Source organism: Rhodococcus sp. NPDC057135 (assembly GCF_042670865.1).
Lineage (GTDB): Bacteria > Actinomycetota > Actinomycetes > Mycobacteriales > Mycobacteriaceae > Rhodococcus_F.
The window spans coordinates 416,015-432,895 of the sequence record NZ_JBHUUU010000004.1 but is presented as its reverse complement, the minus strand read 5'-3'; the positions used below and the strand labels follow the sequence as shown (position 1 = coordinate 432,895).

Annotated in this window: 16 protein-coding genes; 8 read left to right on the top strand and 8 right to left on the bottom strand. The window is 62.9% G+C overall.

The window, feature by feature from the left end; translation table 11 throughout:
* Window positions 1–12 precede the first annotated feature (12 nt).
* Window positions 13–915 (top strand): LysR family transcriptional regulator, encoded by a 903-nt coding sequence (locus ACFT1A_RS10190; protein ID WP_378446875.1) that lies wholly within the window; start codon window positions 13–15, stop codon window positions 913–915.
* A 3-nt stretch (window positions 916–918) separates the two neighbouring features.
* Complete coding sequence (locus ACFT1A_RS10185) at window positions 919–1,815, top strand: LysR family transcriptional regulator (RefSeq protein ID WP_378446874.1); 897 nt, start codon at window positions 919–921, stop codon at window positions 1,813–1,815.
* Here ACFT1A_RS10185 and ACFT1A_RS10180 read toward each other — a convergent pair.
* The 5 genes from ACFT1A_RS10180 to ACFT1A_RS10160 all read right to left on the bottom strand — a co-directional run bounded on the left by ACFT1A_RS10180 (window position 1,812) and on the right by ACFT1A_RS10160 (window position 8,011).
* Complete coding sequence (locus ACFT1A_RS10180; protein ID WP_378446873.1) at window positions 1,812–2,774, bottom strand: NAD(P)H-dependent flavin oxidoreductase; 963 nt, start codon at window positions 2,772–2,774, stop codon at window positions 1,812–1,814. The two genes, ACFT1A_RS10185 and ACFT1A_RS10180, sit on opposite strands and share 4 nt — an antisense overlap.
* Complete coding sequence (locus ACFT1A_RS10175; RefSeq protein WP_378446872.1) at window positions 2,771–4,468, bottom strand: class I adenylate-forming enzyme family protein; 1,698 nt, start codon at window positions 4,466–4,468, stop codon at window positions 2,771–2,773. The genes ACFT1A_RS10180 and ACFT1A_RS10175 overlap by 4 nt, the downstream gene beginning before the upstream one ends.
* The gene (locus tag ACFT1A_RS10170) at window positions 4,465–5,229 is read right to left on the bottom strand and encodes an SDR family NAD(P)-dependent oxidoreductase (RefSeq protein WP_378446871.1); all 765 of its coding nucleotides are present in this window, start codon (window positions 5,227–5,229) and stop codon (window positions 4,465–4,467) included. The genes ACFT1A_RS10175 and ACFT1A_RS10170 overlap by 4 nt, the downstream gene beginning before the upstream one ends.
* A 53-nt stretch (window positions 5,230–5,282) precedes the next feature.
* Window positions 5,283–6,413: a thiolase family protein gene (locus tag ACFT1A_RS10165; RefSeq protein WP_317552091.1), complete on the bottom strand. Its 1,131-nt coding sequence runs from the start codon at window positions 6,411–6,413 to the stop codon at window positions 5,283–5,285.
* A 134-nt stretch (window positions 6,414–6,547) separates the two neighbouring features.
* On the bottom strand, window positions 6,548–8,011 hold the full coding sequence (locus ACFT1A_RS10160; protein WP_378446870.1) for an MFS transporter: 1,464 nt from the start codon (window positions 8,009–8,011) through the stop codon (window positions 6,548–6,550).
* Window positions 8,012–8,206: 195 nt separating this feature from the next.
* On the opposite strand from ACFT1A_RS10160, the gene ACFT1A_RS10155 reads away from it, so the two are divergent.
* Window positions 8,207–9,364 (top strand): acyl-CoA dehydrogenase family protein, encoded by a 1,158-nt coding sequence (locus ACFT1A_RS10155; RefSeq protein WP_378446869.1) that lies wholly within the window; start codon window positions 8,207–8,209, stop codon window positions 9,362–9,364.
* A 66-nt stretch (window positions 9,365–9,430) separates the two neighbouring features.
* On the opposite strand, the gene ACFT1A_RS10150 is transcribed toward ACFT1A_RS10155, so the two are convergent.
* From ACFT1A_RS10150 to ACFT1A_RS10140, 3 genes are read right to left on the bottom strand one after another with little or no spacing between them, the layout of a single operon-like run.
* Window positions 9,431–10,651 carry a CoA transferase gene (locus ACFT1A_RS10150; RefSeq protein WP_378446868.1) on the bottom strand — a complete coding sequence of 407 codons (1,221 nt, stop codon included), beginning with the start codon at window positions 10,649–10,651 and terminating at the stop codon, window positions 9,431–9,433.
* A gap of 31 nt (window positions 10,652–10,682) precedes the next feature.
* On the bottom strand, window positions 10,683–11,681 hold the full coding sequence (locus ACFT1A_RS10145) for a MaoC family dehydratase (protein WP_378446867.1): 999 nt from the start codon (window positions 11,679–11,681) through the stop codon (window positions 10,683–10,685).
* A complete protein-coding gene (locus ACFT1A_RS10140; RefSeq protein ID WP_378446866.1) occupies window positions 11,678–12,553 on the bottom strand; it encodes an HpcH/HpaI aldolase/citrate lyase family protein in 876 nt (291 codons plus the stop codon). Before ACFT1A_RS10140 ends, ACFT1A_RS10145 begins: the two co-directional genes overlap by 4 nt.
* 199 nt (window positions 12,554–12,752) lie before the next feature.
* On the opposite strand from ACFT1A_RS10140, the gene ACFT1A_RS10135 reads away from it, so the two are divergent.
* The 5 genes from ACFT1A_RS10135 (at window position 12,753) to ACFT1A_RS10115 (ending at window position 16,881) form a co-directional block, all read left to right on the top strand.
* Complete coding sequence (locus ACFT1A_RS10135) at window positions 12,753–13,904, top strand: acyl-CoA dehydrogenase family protein (protein WP_003940468.1); 1,152 nt, start codon at window positions 12,753–12,755, stop codon at window positions 13,902–13,904.
* 31 nt (window positions 13,905–13,935) lie between these two features.
* A complete protein-coding gene (locus ACFT1A_RS10130) occupies window positions 13,936–14,682 on the top strand; it encodes a GntR family transcriptional regulator (protein ID WP_003940169.1) in 747 nt (248 codons plus the stop codon).
* 58 nt (window positions 14,683–14,740) lie between these two features.
* Complete coding sequence (locus ACFT1A_RS10125) at window positions 14,741–15,193, top strand: MaoC family dehydratase (protein WP_378446865.1); 453 nt, start codon at window positions 14,741–14,743, stop codon at window positions 15,191–15,193.
* Between the two features lie 40 nt (window positions 15,194–15,233).
* Window positions 15,234–16,430 (top strand): acetyl-CoA C-acetyltransferase, encoded by a 1,197-nt coding sequence (locus ACFT1A_RS10120; RefSeq protein ID WP_378446864.1) that lies wholly within the window; start codon window positions 15,234–15,236, stop codon window positions 16,428–16,430.
* A gap of 61 nt (window positions 16,431–16,491) precedes the next feature.
* On the top strand, window positions 16,492–16,881 hold the full coding sequence (locus tag ACFT1A_RS10115) for an ArsR/SmtB family transcription factor (protein WP_378446863.1): 390 nt from the start codon (window positions 16,492–16,494) through the stop codon (window positions 16,879–16,881).

Here is a 16,881-nt window from a genome sequence, read left to right as displayed (position 1 = left end):
TATGATGAGTGAGTGGACCTGCACTTTGTCACCTACTTCGTCGCTGTTGTCGACCACGGTGGGATAACGAAGGCCGCTCAGGCTCTCTACATTTCGCAGCCGTCTCTTTCACAGGCAATTCGTACGCTCGAGCGTCGACTCGGCGCCACGCTGTTCGACCGGACGGGTAGACGGTTGGTTCTCACCGATGCCGGACGAACTTTCGATCTCGCGGCCAGGCGAATACTTGCCGACGTCGAGCGCGCGAAGGCCAAGGTGACCGCCGTTCGCGAACTCGAGTTCGGCCGTGTGGACGTCGTCTCGTACTCGGCGTTCTCGATCGATCCGATGGTCGAGTTGGTCCGTCGATTTCGGGCCAACTTCCCGAAGATCGTCGTGCGCGTTCTCGACACGTACGGCCCGGCCGGGGTGGACAACGCGTTGCGGCGCGGATCGGCCGAGGTCGGTGTCACCGATCTGAGTATCGGGTACGAAGGATTGGTCACGGCTCCGATCGTCACTCAGGAGTTGGTACTCGCCACGCACGCGTCGTTGTCCGGCCGCTTGGTGGCGCCGTTGATCGATCCGGTGCCTCGAGCGCTACTGCACACTTTGCCTCTCGTCGTCGACCTCGGTGACCAATCGAACCAGTTCCGTGGTTTGCTCAGCGAAGGCGCCGAGAACGTCGTCGTCGATTGTGTCCATCCGGTCACGACGTGGGACCTGGTCCGTCGCGGAATCGGCGCCACAGTTGTTCCGAGAAAGGTTGCACAACAGAAGATGTCGGATGTGTGTGCCTTCTCGTTCGATCCGCCGCTTCGGCGCGACGTCGGCATCGTCTACCGCTCAGGCGAGCAATCGCCGGCCGCTGCAGCGCTCATCGCGACGGCTGCCGAGATGGCCGCGACGTACTCTTCAGCCTCTGGGAAGGACTGAGCGGTGGAATTTCGACAGATGGAGTACTTCCTCGCGGTCGTCGAGAACAAGGGAATCAACGGCGCTGCAGCGGCTTTGGGCGTTGCTCAGCCGACGGTGTCCCAGGCGTTGCGCGGGTTGGAACGTGAACTGGGAGTGAGGCTTTTCCACCGGATCGGGCGCGGAATGGTGCTCAGTGCAGCCGGTCGCAGCTTGGTCGGCCCGAGTCGACAGGTTCTGCGAGACGTTGCAGCCGCGGCGGAACAATTGACTGCATCCGACGGTGCGATTGTCGGTCGACTCGACATCATGGCTTTTCCTGCTCTGACCTCCGGGACGATCGTCGATCTGATCGCGGAGTTCTGTCGACGGTATCCGCAAGCGCGAGTCAGATTTTCGGAACTCGAGCGGGAGGACAATCTGGAAAGTCTCATCCGGGACGGTCACTGCGAATTCGCGGTGGCACATCTGCCGCTCGAGGCCGGCGAAGGGCTCGAGATCGTAGAATTGGGGGAGCAGGAGTACCGCCTGGTCTATCCGGCGGGAACTGATCTACCCGAGGGGCCGGTACGCCTTTCGGAAATGCCGGACATTCCCATGGTGTTCGTTCCTCGCGGGGCGGCGATGGGTGACGCGATCGAAGATTCGATCCGAAAGGCCGGTACGAGAACGGAACTCGCAGTGGTCACGGAGCAGCGGGAGTCGCGGCTACCGATGGTCATCGCTGGGCTCGGCGGTTCGTTGGTCGAGCGCTCGGTGGCGAAATCGATGCCAGGTCAGGTGGTGGAGCGAGCCTGCGAGCCGAAATTCCTTCGTGCGTACGGTCTCGCCTTCGACCCCTCGACTTTGTCGCCGGTGGGACAGGCATTCGTGAGCTTGGTCCACGAATACCTGTCCGACGACTATCTGTCGCAGCCCTAGCGTCGGCAGATACGCTCGCGGGCCGCCTCGTACTCGGATGCGAGACGCTCGACCACTGCATGCGTCGGAAGAACTGCGTCGACCGAACCGATTCCCTGGCCCGCGCCCCAGATGTCGCGCCAGGCCTTGGTGTCGGTATCGGTGGTCGCGAAACTCATTGCGGAAGGATCGGATTCGGCCAAGTTTTCCGGGTCCAAACCGGCGGCAACGATGCTGCCACGCAGGTAGTTCCCGTGTACGCCGGTGAACAGATTGGAGTACACGATGTCCGAAGCGCCGGAGTCGACGATCATCTCCTTGTACGCCGGATCGGCGTTGGCCTCTTCCGTAGCGATGAAAGCCGAACCGACATAAGCCAGGTCGGCACCGGCCGCGAGTGCAGCAAGAATCGAATCACCGTGAGCGATCGCACCCGACAGCAGTAGCGGACCGGCGAACCACTGACGAATCTCCCGAATCAGGGCGAACGGCGACTGTCTGCCGGCATGTCCGCCTGCCCCGGCGGCGACCGCGATCAGCCCGTCCGCGCCTTTCTCGATCGCCTTGCGTGCAAAGCGGTTGTCGATGACGTCGTGGAGAACGATTCCGCCGTACGCATGAACCGCATCGTTGATGTCCGTGCGTGCACCGAGCGAGGTGATGACGATCGGGACCTCGAACTCGGCGATGGTGGCAAGGTCCTCTTCCAGGCGGTTGTTGGACCGATGGACGATGAGGTTGACCGCAAATGGTGCGGAGGGCTTCTCCGGGTGCTCACGATCATGCTCCTCGCGCGCCACCGTGATCAGCTTGAGCCAATCCCGAAGTGCTGACTGCGGACGAGCATTCAGAGCCGGGAAAGACCCGATGATCCCGGACGTGCACTGCGCGATGACGAGGTCGGGCGTCGAGATGATGAACATCGGTGACGCGAGAACGGGTACCCGCAGTTGCGACGTCAGATCTGCGAAGGTTGTCATTTGGAACCTGCCTTGTCGACCGACTCGAGAAGCCTCGACCGGAGATCGGTTTTGAGGACCTTGCCGGCAGCGGAAGTCGGGAGTAGCTCTACCTCGACGACATCGCGAATCTTCTTGTACGGCAGCACTTGCTCGGCGACAAACGCCTTGATCTGCTCGGCGTCGAACTCGGCGCCCGGAATCATCACCACGAAGGCGACGGGTTCTTGACCGTTGCTCCCCACTTCGCGGCCGACGACCGCAGCAGTCGAGATTGCAGGATGCGAGACCAGAATCTCTTCGAGTTCACGCGGATAGACGTTGTACCCCTTGTAGATGAGCATGTCCTTGGCCCGGTCACAGATGAAGAGGTATCCGTCCGAGTCCACGTACGCGATGTCGCCCGTGTCCAACCAGCCGTCGACGAACTGTTCTGCGGTGGTTTCCGGATGTCCGAGATAGCCGTCGGTGACCTGAGGTCCACGTACCCACAGTTCGCCGCGTTCGTTCTCGCCCAGTACGGTCTTCCGGTCGAGTTGATCGCGAATCTGTATCTCGGTGTCGAAGATCGGGAGGCCGACGCTGCTCTGACGGTATTGCGAGCCGTTGATCAGCGGTGCGGCCGTGACCACACAAGTGGCCTCCGTCAGTCCGTATCCCTCGACGACCAGCGCTTTGGGAAATGCGCGGCGGAGCGCAGCGAGCGTGACGCTGTCGATCGGGGCGGCGCCGGAGGACACGACACATACGCTGTCGGTGTTACGCACCGTAGCGTCGGGATGAACCGACAGTGCGTGCCACATGGCGGGAGACCCGGTGAGGTAGGTGGCCCCGTGCTTTTCGATCAGGTCGAGCATCCGGCCGGGTTCGAACCGGCCGGCAAATACCTGAGTGAGCCCGGAAATCAACAGGAACGACGTGTTGAGCAACGAATGTGCGTGGAAGAGAGGTGAGACCACGATGGTCGCACCGGTTCCCGGCGTCGGACCGAGCACGTCGAGGCCGTCGATGCGTCGTGGCGTGACCAGACCGTCGGCACCTGCCTCCAATTCGTGTCCGGTTCTCCAACCACACATCTGCGTGATGTTGCCGACGACGTTGCGGTGAAGAACGCGAACACCTTTGGACACCCCGGTGGTTCCGCCCGTGAACGCGATGTGTGCGATGTCGTCGCTACGGACGGTGGCTGGGGTGAATTCGGTGGGTAGGTCCGCGATGAAGGCGTCGAACGCGACGACCGACTCCGGTGCGTCGAGCGCGCCCTCGGTGTCCTGGACCATCACGATCGTACGTACGGTGGTTCCTGCAGAAGCGGCCAGAAGGACGTGCAGCTGCGAACTCTGAGTGACCGCAGCAACGGCGGACGTCTCTTCGATCTGCTTGCGTAGGCCGAGCTCTGGCTGCAGCGGATTGACCAACGTAACGGTCGCTCCGGCTTGCAGGCAGCCGTAGTAGGCCTGGAGGAACTCGACGCAGTTCCCGAGGTGCATCAACACCACGTCGCCGACGCCCACTCCGGCTTGCCGCAATGCACCGGCGAATTGTGCACTGCGCTGGCCGAGTTCGCGGAATGTGCACGTGCGCTCGCCGTCCACGACGGCGAGGCGATCACCGTACAGTGACGCCATGCTGGGTGCCCAGTAGGCCATGGTGGTATCCGGGTAGTGCATGTTGTGGCGTAGTTGTGGATTGGCGATCACGCTGGCGCCCGTCACCGGGGAGCCATCCGGATAGCGCCGTCGAGCCTGATGGTTTCGCCGTTGAGATAGCCGTTCTCGAGCATGGAGACGGCCAGCTGACCGAACTCGTCGGGGCGACCCAACCGTGAAGGGTTGGGAACCGAAGCTTCGAGGGCGGTGCGCACGTCTTCGCGCAGGCGCGCCAGCAGGGGAGTGTCCATGATGCCAGGAGCGATGGTGTTGACGCGGATTCCTCGGCTGGCGAGATCGCGAGCAGCGGTGACCGTCATACCGACGATGCCGGCTTTGGATGCCGTGTAATTGATCTGACCGATCTGACCTTCGAATGCCGCGACCGACGCCGTCATGACGATGGCACCTCGCTCACCGTCCACGGCGTCGAGTTCGGCCATCCGCTCGGCGCCGAGTCGGAGTGCGTTGAACGAACCGACCAGATTCAGTTTGACGACGAACTCGAAATCCTCGACCGATCCGGCTTTTCCGTCCTTGTCGAGAATGCGCATGCGACGCCCGGCGCCCGCGCAGTGGACGACGCCACGCAGTCCGCCGCGCTCGTGCGCCGCGTCGAGTGCTTCCGCGAATTGTTCGCTGTCGGTGACGTCGGCCGCGGCGAATTGTGCGGCAGCTCCGAGATCGGCCGCCACCTGCTTACCGTCGGAAGAAGGCAGATCGATCAACGTGACCTGCGCCCCGGCGTCGAGCAGTCGTCGAGCGGTGGCCAGGCCGAGACCTGAAGCGCCGCCGGTGATCGCGGTGGAAAGTCCCTCGAGTTTCATGAATCAATTCTTCTTTCCTGCTGGATGACGTGTGGCCCGAAAGCGTTGTCGGGTCAGATCAATTCGAGAATGGTCGCATTGGCCATGCCGCCGGCCTCACACATCGACTGGAGTCCGTAGCGAATTCCCTGATCGCGCATGTGATGTGCCAGGCGAGTCATCAAGATCGCGCCCGATCCGCCGAGTGGGTGCCCGACCGCGATCGCGCCGCCGAGCGGATTCACACGATCTACGGCCGCGCCGGTTTCGGCCTGCCAGGCAAGCGGGACGGGCGCGAATGCCTCGTTGATTTCGAAGGCGCCGATGTCGTCGATGGACAAGCCGGAGCGATCCAATGCCTTTGCGGTGGCGGCAATCGGACCGGTGAGCATGATGACCGGGTCATCGGCCGCGACCACTGCGGTGTGGATACGGACGAGAGGCTTCCACCCGCGTGCCCGGGCGTACTCACTGGTCGTGACGAGTGTGGCGCCCGCTCCGTCGGAAATCTGAGAAGAGTTGCCGGCGTGGATGACTCCGTCGGCGTCGAAGGCCGGGGGCAGCTTCGCGAGCGACTCCAGACTTCCGCCTCGCCGAATGCCTTCGTCCTGGGACAAGCCGGCGATCGGAGCGATCTGCCCTGTGAACGCACCTGCATCGGTGGCGGTGGCCGCGAGGTCGTGTGAGCGAAGTGCGTATTCGTCCAGAGCCGTTCGTGTGAGCGCCCATTTCCGGGCCATCATCTCGGCGCCGGTTCCCTGGCTGAAACTGTCCACCCCGAAGCGTTCGAGTACCGAAGCGGGGAAGTGCTCACCGTTCTTGCTGGCGGTCCCCATCGGTACTCGCGACATCGATTCGACGCCTCCGGCTACGACCACGTCGTTCTGGCCGGAGATGACGGTGGCCGCAGCGAAGGACACTGCCTGCTGGCTCGATCCACAGGCTCGGGTCAGCGTGACACCGGGAACGCTGTCGGGCCAGCCGGCGGCGAGTGCCGCTGTGCGGGCGATGCTTCCGGCCTGCTCGCCGACCTGACTCACGCATCCCCAGATCACGTCGTCGACCGTCGCCGCGTCGAGTCCGGTCCGTTCAGCGAGCGCACGCAGTACGTGTGCGGACAGCTCGGCCGGATGGATCTCCGAGAGGGCGCGGCCGCGACGGCCGATCGGTGTACGTACTGCGTCGACGATGACGGCATCTCGCATGTATCTCTCCTGCTGTTCGTGCCCGGTGTTGCGACTGTGCGGTTGGGGCGTTACTCGAGTCGATCACGAGCGGGACGACCCGGCAATGTCTTTCGGTGAATGGCTGTGTTAGCGAATGGCTATACGTGGAGTACTCAGCCGCGGATGAGCTTGCGGTCGCGTTCGGGGTTGGCGAAGACGAGGACCAGAACCGCGGCGACGACTCCGATGATGCCGATTGCCTGGAAGGACTGGGCGTAGCCGTCGGCCGGTGTTGCAGCGTTGTCCACGATGACTCCCGTTGCGTAGGGAGCAATCAGGCCGCCGATCGACATGATGGCGAGGAAGAATCCCATCGTTCCGGCAGTCTGCTGCGGCGGGCACAGTTCGGAGATCGCAGCGTTGATGAGCGGGAAGGTGATTGCCGAGAATCCGTAGCCGATCGATACCATGGCGACGGCGACGATGGGAGTGGAGATCTGAGGCAGGAACAGGAGGATCGATCCGCAGATCAGAACGCCGACACAGGGGACGATGACACGAACCGTGCGAGAGGTGTAGCCGCGGCCGATCAACTTGTCCGTGACCGAACCGGAGGTGATCATGAGAACCAGACCGACGATCGAGGGCAGCGCGAACATCGAACCGGCTTGCATCGCACTGTATCCGAGGCCGACCTCGAAGTACGACGGCAGCCAGGTGAGAACGACGGTGGTCAGCGCGTAGATGGTGGCGATGAGGAAGCAGCAGCTGACGAAGGTGCGGGAGAGCAGGATCTTGCGCCAAGGAACGTTGGGCTCGGTGACTGCCTTCGTTGCTGTCCCGGCTGCCTCGCTTGCTTCTGTATCTGCATTCTTGGTCGCCTTGACGGCCTTGCTCGTGTACGGGCCCTCGGACCAACCGGCCAGCCAGCAACCCATCCACACGAGTCCGAGGACGGAGAGCGAGAGAACCGCTGCACGCCAGCCGTAATGAACGGCGATGAAGGTCAGTACCGGTGCGAGGGCGATCTTTGCGACAGATGCGGATCCGGCGAGCATTGCGCCGGGAAGGCCGCGCTTGGCCGGCGGGTGCCACGAGTACGCGGCGGTGTGCATCAGTGCCGAGCTGGGACCCTCGGCGAATCCGAGGAGCATGCGCGAGACGATCAACATCGCGAGGCTGGCGCCGAGAACGAGGGGAAGCATGACCACGGACCAGATGGCGGCCAGGATCAACAGCGCCCAACGTAGGGTCAGGTACTTGTTGAGCGGTCCGGCGAGGAATCCACCGATGCAGAACATCAGGAAGAAGAGCGAGCCGACCATGCCGATTTGCGACGACTTCAGTCCGAGCTCACGAGCGAGGGGCTGAGCGATGATTCCGAGGACTGCCTTGTCCGCGTAGTTGACGATGTAGAGGAAGACGACGAGTCCGGTCATCGTCCACGCACGCTTGCGGGTACCGAAGACAGGGACTGCTGACGAATCTGGCGTTGCTGTTGCTTCGGGCTGGACGTCGTTACGCTGTGGCGCGATGGGGGTCACGTGGCGTCCCTTCGAGACTGGTGGGCGGATGCGATCGTGCTCGAAGCGCGGCCTCGAAGCGATCGATGGTGTTGTATTTGCCGGCTGACCCATTCAACGTGTTCTGGATCACTTTGAGCAATGTCGCGTCGATGATCGGAACGATAGCGGTTGCCTATGTATCGCAGGTCAGGCCATATTGGTACGCCCTATCGGAGCCATAGCCGATGAGTGTTGGATCGGATGCGGAACAGTGAGGCAAGGTGAGATCGGGATCACCCTGTTCCCTCGACCGACTGGAGTTCATACATGCAGCGCACCGTGTTCAACGAGGATCACGAGGCATTCCGGGCGACCGTCCGCGATTTCATCGCGAAGGAAGTCACCCCCGTCCACGAGAAGTGGGAAGAGGACGGTTACCCGCCCCGTGACTTCTACCGGCGGCTGGGAGAGCTGGGCGTACTCGGAATTCAGGTGCCGGAGGAATACGGCGGAGGCGGCGAGAAGTCGCTCAAGTTCAACGTCGTCGTCGCCGAGGAAGTTGCTGCCGCCGGGGCGTCCTTCGGCTCGCAGTCGGTGCATACCAACCTGATCCTGCCCTACCTGCTCGAGTACGCGAACGACGAGCAGAAGAGCCGCTGGTTGCCGGGCTTCGCTTCGGGAGATCTGATGTTCGCGATTGCGATGACCGAACCGGGGACGGGTTCGGATCTGGCGAACATCGCGACGACGGCCAAGCTGTCCGAGGACGGTACGCATTACGTTGTCAATGGTTCGAAGACGTTCATCACCGGCGGGGTACTTGCCGATCGCGTCCTGGTTGTGTGCCGCACCGCGCCCAGCACGGCGGAGAACCGACGCACTGGTTTGTCGATTCTGGTGATCGATACGTCGTCACCCGGATACTCGGTGGGGCGCAAGATCAACAAGATCGGTCTCAAGACCTCCGACACTGCGGAGCTTTCGTTCGTCGACGTACAGGTGCCCGTCGAGGACCGACTCGGAGAAGAAGGTGACGGGTTCAGCTATCTGACTCACAACCTGGCTCAGGAGCGGTTGACCATCGCGTTCGGAGCAGCGGCCACCGCGCGCGCCGCGCTTCGCTTTGCGATCGACTACGTCAAGGACCGCAAGGTGTTCGGTAAACCCGTCGCGGCATTCCAGAACACCAAATTCGTTCTGGCCGAATGTGCTACCGAGGTCGATGCCATCCAGCTGGTGTCCGACAACGCACTCGAATGCCATGACCGCGGCACGCTGACGATTCCCGACGCAGCGAAGGCGAAACTGTTCTGCACCGAGGCGGCAGGTCGAGTAATCGACAAGTGCCTTCAACTGCACGGCGGATACGGCTACATCACCGAGTACCCCATCGCACGTCTGTACGCAGACACACGTGTCACGCGAATCTACGGTGGCACAAGCGAAGTCATGAAGACCATCATTGCGAAGGATCTTGGTCTCTGAAGTGCAAGCTACGAACTTTCGGCCTCGGAACGATGTTCCGAGGCCGAAAGTGTTTTCGTGGGTGGGTCAGTTCGCCGGAACCCCGACGACGCCGTCCGCGATCAGCGTCGAGGCGTGATCGGCGTTGGTTCCGAGGATGTCGGCGAGAACCGCGATCGAGTCGCCGCCGACCTCGGAGGCGGGTCCGGTGCCCAGGTGCGCGCCGTCGAACGAGGCGGGGTTGGCGGCAGCCAGATAGCGTCCGATTCGAGGTTGGTCGAGTGCGGAGAACATCGGGTTGTTCTCGAGTTCACCGGATTTCACAACCTCTTCGAAACTGCGGTACCTCTCGAACAGAACTGACGATGTGTCCAGCGCTGCAGCGATCTCGGCGCCGCTGTGTTCCCGGAACCAGTGTGAGAACAGGGCAGTCAGCACCTCTCGATGACGGTAGCGGTCCGCTTCGGTGGAGAAGTCCGCTCCGAGTGCGGTTTCGACGGCGTCGACAGCCGCCGTGGTGCCGGTGACCGACGCAAGGTCGCGGAAATGGCGAGTAGTGAGGGCGACGATCATGAACCGTTCGTCGTCACTGGAGACGAAATCGATTCCGTACGTGCCGTAGACGGCGTTGCCACCGGACTCACGACTGCGGCCGTTCACCTGCACTTCGGTGAGGTAGCCGAGAGTTCCTGCGGTGGCCAACGCGACGTCTTCGAGCGGGAGCGTGATCCGAGATCCATGTCCGGTCGAGTCACGTTGGCGCACTGCGGCAGTGATCGACAGGGCGGCGTAGAGCCCGCATGCGACGTCCCAGGCAGGCAAGGCGTGATTGACAACACCGGCGTAGTCCGCGGGGCCGGTGATCTGTGGAAATCCCAACGCGGCGTTGACCGTGTAGTCGACTCCGGGACTGCCGTCGCGGCGCCCGAGGATCTCGAGAGTGATGACGTCGCTGCGCAACTGGGCCAGGGAGTCGTGGCTCATCCAGTTGCGGCCGCCGGCGTTGGTGACCAGGATTCCGCCGCCAGGTCCCGGAGCCGTGACCAGTTGGCGAATCAGTTCCTGGCCGCGCTCGGCACGCATGTCCACCGAGAGTGAGCGTTTGCCCTTGTTGAGCCCGGTCCAGTAGATGCTTTCACCCTCGGCCGTCACCGGCCATCGGTTGTAGTCGGAGGCTCCTCCGATCGGATCGATCCGGATCACGTCGGCACCGAGTTGTGAGAGAGTCAGCCCGCACAGGGGTGCGGCGACAAAGCTCGAGACCTCGACGATGCGAAGCCCGGACAGCGGGCCTGGGGTCTGAGTCATCTGTGTTCCTCCGGGGTAGAAGAGTGTGCGGTCATGCCATCAACACGGTGAAACGCCAGTCGAGGACCGGAGTTTGTGTTGCAGAAGCATTGTGGGAGAACACGAGTGAACGCAGCTGCACTGCGGTTCCGTGTTCGAGGGGCGACGAACCTTCGACGTGCAGTTCGCTCGAGAGGGTATCGCCCTCGTGAACGGGTCCGGTGTGATCGCACGAGTGCCACCCCAGCACTGTCACCACGTTCGGCAGTGCGCGAGTTGCCTGGGCGAGAGCAATCCCGATGGTGTGGCCGCCGTAGACGAGGCGACCGTGAGTGCCGACGCGCTCGTCGTGGTGCGTTGCTGCGATGTTCAAGCTCAGGCGGGCAAGTTCGGGGGCGCTCGAGACGACGTCGCCGCTGCTACGGAACACGGAGCCCACCAAACCTGATTCGAAGTGCTTGCCGGGCACCCGCTCTCGATATGTGTCGAGGTCCCAGCCACTTGGTGAGACGTACGGAGCCGGTTCGAGCGGACCGATCGCCCCGAGGTCGTCGGCGTGGCGGGTTCTCGTCTCGATCGGGTCGGGGCTCAGCGGGAGCATGGCGCAGCGGTAGAAGTCGAGGACCGTGTTGCCGTTCTGGTCAGCGGACGTCATCCGTAGCGCCGCAAGTCCGGTGGCGGCGCGTCCCGGCTTGGCCGAGTTCTCTCGTAGACCGACCACTTCGGTCCGTGTGTACAGGGTGTCGCCGAGCACGGGGAAGCGGTGGAATCGCAGTCCGCGGTAGAAGAGGTTCGCCTTGACGTGGTGAGTGACCACGGTGGACTGACCGATGGCAATGTCGGTGACCAGTCCTGGATTCGCCACTGGAGCAGCGGAACCCGTGACGCTCGACGACAAGTGCGCGTCGAGGGGCAGGCGCATGCGGTCGCCGAGAATTGCCTGATGGGCGGCGGCGAGTCCACTGGTCAACGTCACCGCGGGGGCTTCGTCGAAGATCTGTCCGTGGGTCAGCTCGTCGAAGTACGGTCCTCCTACGTAGTGCTCGCTCATACGGTGACTCCTTCGGCTCGGGCAAGCGTACGACGCGCTGCCACAGCCACAGCTTCGTCGAGCATCTGACCGTCGAGTTGGGCGGCGCCCGAACCCAGGGTCTCGGCTTCTTCGAGTGCGGTCAATACCCGCCGGGCCTCACTGACGGCGTCCTCCGAAGGGGTGAATGCGCCAGTGGCCGAGTCGATCTGCGCCGGGTGGATGACCCATTTGCCGTCGAATCCGAGAGCGCTGGTCCAGGTCGCAGCGCGCCGGAAGGCGTCGTCGTCGGTGATGCCGAGAAAGGGCCCGTCGATTGCTGCGATGCCGGCCGCACGGCAGGCGATCAGGATTCTGTCCTGGACGGCAAGCCAGTGTTCCGGCAGCGCCGAGCGCGAGCGACCCAGTGCTGCACCGAGATCGGCGTATCCGATGATCGCGCCCTGGAGGCGAGGAGTCGCGCGGGCGATGGAGTCGGCATTCTGGACGCCGAGCGGAGTTTCGATCAGTGCTTGCAAGGTTGTGTGGTGCCCGCCTGCAGTCGCGAGGATCCGTTCGGCCTCGAGCAGCTCGTCGGACGACTCGACCTTCGGGACGATCACGCTGGTCAGCGATTCTCCGAGGGCGCCGCAGGCGATCAGGTCGTCGCGGGCCCACGGCGTTGCCAGGCCGTTGATCCTCACCGAGATGGTGCGCGTCGCACCGAACTCCTGCACCAGCGCGGTGACGAGGGCTCGCGCCAGGTCCTTGTTTGCCGAAGTGACGGCATCCTCGAGGTCGAGAATCACCTCGTCTGCGCTCGATGCGATGGCTTTGCGCGCCTTGCGCTCGTCCGAACCCGGTGCGACCAGGGACGCGCGGCGTCTGGTCGAGCGGTAGTGGTTCTCGTCCATGTGTGTCGATTACCTCGATCTGGGGTTCAAATGTACGGCCAGTTGTGAAAGTGATGAGCTGCCGTGAACGGCGTTGATGTGCACCGAACTGCCTCGATGCTGGCAGTTGCTGCGTATCCATGTCAAGGAGCGGTATTGACATTGCGCGAACAATATCGAAATATGGCCGTACAAACTTTTTTCAAGTCGAGGCGGATTCATGCTCAAGCTCAACGACGAAGAGACATTCCTGATCGAAACCGTGCGCCGGTTCGTCGACCGAGAGGTCAAGCCCACGGTTCAGGAGGTGGAGCACGCGAACGAGTATCCCGAGAAGTGGATCGATCAGATGAAGCAGATCGGGATCTACGGTCTCGCGATTCCCGAGGAGTACGGCGGATCGCCGGTGTCCATGCCTTGTTATGCGCAGGTGACGCAGGAACTGTCGCGAGGGTGGATGTCCCTGGCGGGAGCGATGGGCGGTCATACGGTGGTCGCGAAGCTCATCTCACTGTTCGGTACCGAAGAGCAGAAGGTGAAATACCTGCCGCGAATGGCAACCGGTGAGATCCGGGCAACCATGGCGCTCACCGAGCCCGGCGGTGGCTCCGATCTGCAGGCCATGACGACCAACGCCAAGAGTGACGGCACAGATCTGGTCGTCAACGGGGCCAAGACGTGGATCACCAATGCCCGCCGGTCCGGCGTGATCGCCTTGCTGTGCAAGACCGATCCGAGTGCAAGCCCTCGGCATGCGGGCATCTCGATTGTTCTCGTCGAGCACGGCGAAGGACTGACGGTCTCCCGCGATCTCCCGAAGCTCGGGTACAAGGGCGTCGAGAGTTGTGAATTGTCCTTCGACAACTACCGAATCTCCGAGTCGGCCATTCTCGGTGGCACTCCTGGCAAGGGATTCGGGCAGATGATGAAGGGGCTCGAGACCGGCCGTATCCAGGTGGCCTGCCGTGCGCTGGGCGTCGCCACGGCTGCACTCGAGGATTCGCTTGCCTACGCGCAGCAGCGCGAGAGCTTCGGGCAGCCGATCTGGAAGCACCAGTCGATCGGGAACTATCTCGCCGACATGGCAACCAAGTTGACTGCGGCACGGCAGCTGACCTGGCACGCGGCGCAAATGTACGACAGCGGCGAGCGGTGCGACATGGAGGCAGGCATGGCCAAGCTGTACGCCTCCGAGGTGGCAATGGAAATCGCGTTGTCCGCCGTGCGCATCCACGGTGGTTACGGCTACTCGACGGAGTACGACGTCGAACGGTATTTCCGTGATGCGCCGCTGATGATCGTCGGTGAGGGAACCAACGAAATTCAGCGCAACGTGATCGTTTCGCAGTTGGTTGCCCGCGGCGGTCTGTGACGGCCCGGTGAGCAAGTAGGATCATGTCGCTATGAGCGGTAAGGAAAGAGAGACGGAGCCGGCGTACCAACGCCTCTCTCGTGAGCTTCGTCAGCAGATCTCTGCCGGTACCTACCGCGACGGCATTCAACTGCCCACCGAATCCGAACTGGCGCAGCATCATGGCGTGAGCCGGCAGACGGTCCGCCGAGCCTTTCACGACCTCGTTGCCGAGGGCATCGTGTACCGGGTACCCGGGCGCGGAACGTTCGTGACCGAGAACAGTGGCCGCTATCTCCGTCATCTCGGGTCCATCGAAGATCTCATGAACCTTTCGCGGGACACGACGATGGAAGTAGTCTCACCGCTGCAGCGGCGCGTGGACATCGAGGCTGCCAGTCGGCTTCGGCTCGACACCGACGTCGTGTACACCGTGGTCTTTCGGCGGATACACGAAGGAGTTCCGTTCGTTCAGACAACGGCGCATCTGCCGGAGGCGATAGCTCGTCAGATCATCGACCTACCCGCAATGGCTGCCGGTGCGGTGAGCGCAAATACCGTGATCGGCTTGCTGGAACCGCTGATCGACAGTCCGATTGTCGAAGCAGCACAATCGATCACGGTGTCCCCGGCGACGGCGGACGTGGCCAGGGACGTCGATTGCGAGATCGGGCACGCCATGCTGCGGGTGGATCGGTTGTACTCCAACGCGCAGGGCGTCGCCAACGAGTTGTCGGTGAGTTATTTCTTGCCGGAGCAGTACACGTATCGGGTCACCCTGCGCCGGGGCGCACATTAGAACTGCGCCCGGGCGCTGTAATTTCTCTTTGCTGTTCAACACCTTTCAGGAGAGAACTATGCGAATTTTCAACGGAATCGACGAAGTAGAGACGGCTGTCGGTGAGCACTTGGGCTACAGCGCGTGGTTCCCGGTCACACAGGATCGGATCGACAAGTTCGCCGACGCCACCGAGGATCATCAGTGGATTCACGTGGATCCCGAGCGCGCAGCGCAGGGCCCTTACGGCGGCACCATTGCCCACGGCTATCTGACCCTGTCGTTGTTGCCGGTGCTGGGCGCTCAAGTGATGCGCGTCGACGGAATTTCCATGACCGTGAACTACGGCAGCAACAAGGTGCGATTCCCCGAACCGGTCAAGGTCGGTTCGTCGGTGAGAGCGGGCGCGGAGATTCTCTCCTTCGAGCGCACGGCGAAGGGCGCGACGATTGTCGTGCGGTACACGATCGACGTCGACGACGCGGGCAAACCGGCGCTGGTGGCAGATACCGTGCGCTTGCTGATTGCCTGAGTCCTTTTCCATTCTTCCAGAACGAGATTCGAGGTCAGTTGTGAAACGAGCAGCATTGGTCGCGCCGGTCCGAACCGCAGTGGGCCGCTTCGGAGGGGCACTTCGAGACGTGCCGGCGGAAAGCTTGGCCGCCACCGTCGTCAAGGAGACTGTGCGTCGTAGTGGAATCGATCCGTCTCGCATCGACGACGTCGCGATGGGGCAGTCGTATGCCAATTCGGAGGCGCCGTGCATCGGTAGGTGGGCGGCACTCGAGGCCGGGTTGCCCATTTCGGTGGCCGGCTTCCAAACGGATCGCCGATGCGGAACGGGCCTGCAAGCCATCGTCACTGCGGCCATGATGGTCCAGACGGGTGCTGCCGACGTGGTTCTGGCGGGCGGTGTCGAATCGATGAGCGGGATCGAGCACTACACCACCGGAGCGCGGTGGGGCACCAAAGCCGGTGGGCTGCAACTGTTCGACCGCCTCGATCGTGGTCGCGAGCGCTCGCAACCCGAGTGGCGTTTCGGCCGGATCAGCGGAATGATCGAAACGGCCGAGAACGTCGCGACACGCTGCGGGATCAGTCGGGAAGAGTCGGACGCGTTTGCCGTCGACAGTCACCGAAAAGCAACACTGGCAAGAGATTCCGGCCGGTTCGACGCCGAAATCGTCACCGTCGAACTGAAGGATCGGAAAGGGAACGTCACACAGTTCCGTGCTGACGAAGGGATCCGTTCGGACACCTCACTCGAAACTCTGGCACGGCTGCGTGCGGTAACCGAGGGTGGCGTCGTGACCGCCGGTAACGCCAGCCAACAGAATGACGCTGCCGCAGCGATGTTGGTGGTCGCCGAGGATCGTCTGGACGAACTGGGGCTGGAGCCCATCGGGTTCCTCGACAGTTGGGCCGCGGCCGGTTGTGAACCGGCGCTGATGGGCCTCGGGCCGGTCGCCGCCGTCTCGAAACTGTTCGCCAGGACGGGCGCAGGCTTCGCTGACTTCGAGCTGGTCGAACTCAACGAAGCGTTTGCGTGCCAGGTTCTCGGTGTCGTGAGGGAATGGGGTTTCGAGGACCTCGATCGCCTGAACGTCAACGGTTCCGGCATCTCGCTCGGGCACCCGGTGGGAGCGACGGGTGCGCGTATGGCGACGACGGCCCTTCACGAACTCGGCCGCCGCGGCGGCGGAAAAGCGCTGTTGACCATGTGCATCGGCGGTGGCCAGGGCATGGCGGCCGTGGTGGAGTCTGCCTGACGAGGTCGCGCTTCTGGGTACACTTGCGGCGGGGGATCGGAAGTTCTACGGAGGCAGTCGGTTGACGAATGCAGGTGCAGCAGACACCAGCGGCGCGCTGAGCATCGAGGATGTTCGTCGCGCCAGGGCTGCACTCGAGGGTTTGGACGTCACCAGTTGGTCCGGCCGCTTCGAGCTGCTCTCCGATGCCAACCGTCTGCGTCTGCTGCTCTGCCTTCACCACGCACCGGGTATCTGCGTCACGGATCTGTCCGTGGCGCTGGGGATGAGCGGCACTGCCGTCTCACATGCGCTGCGACTGCTGCGTAGCCAGGGATGGGTGAGCGCGACGCGTGACGGCCGATCGATGCGATACCAACTGGCAGACGACACCGTTCACCAGTTGCTGCATTCGATCGGCGCCACGCATTTTCACGAGGAGTCACACACCCCTGGGCACACGCACGGCTGA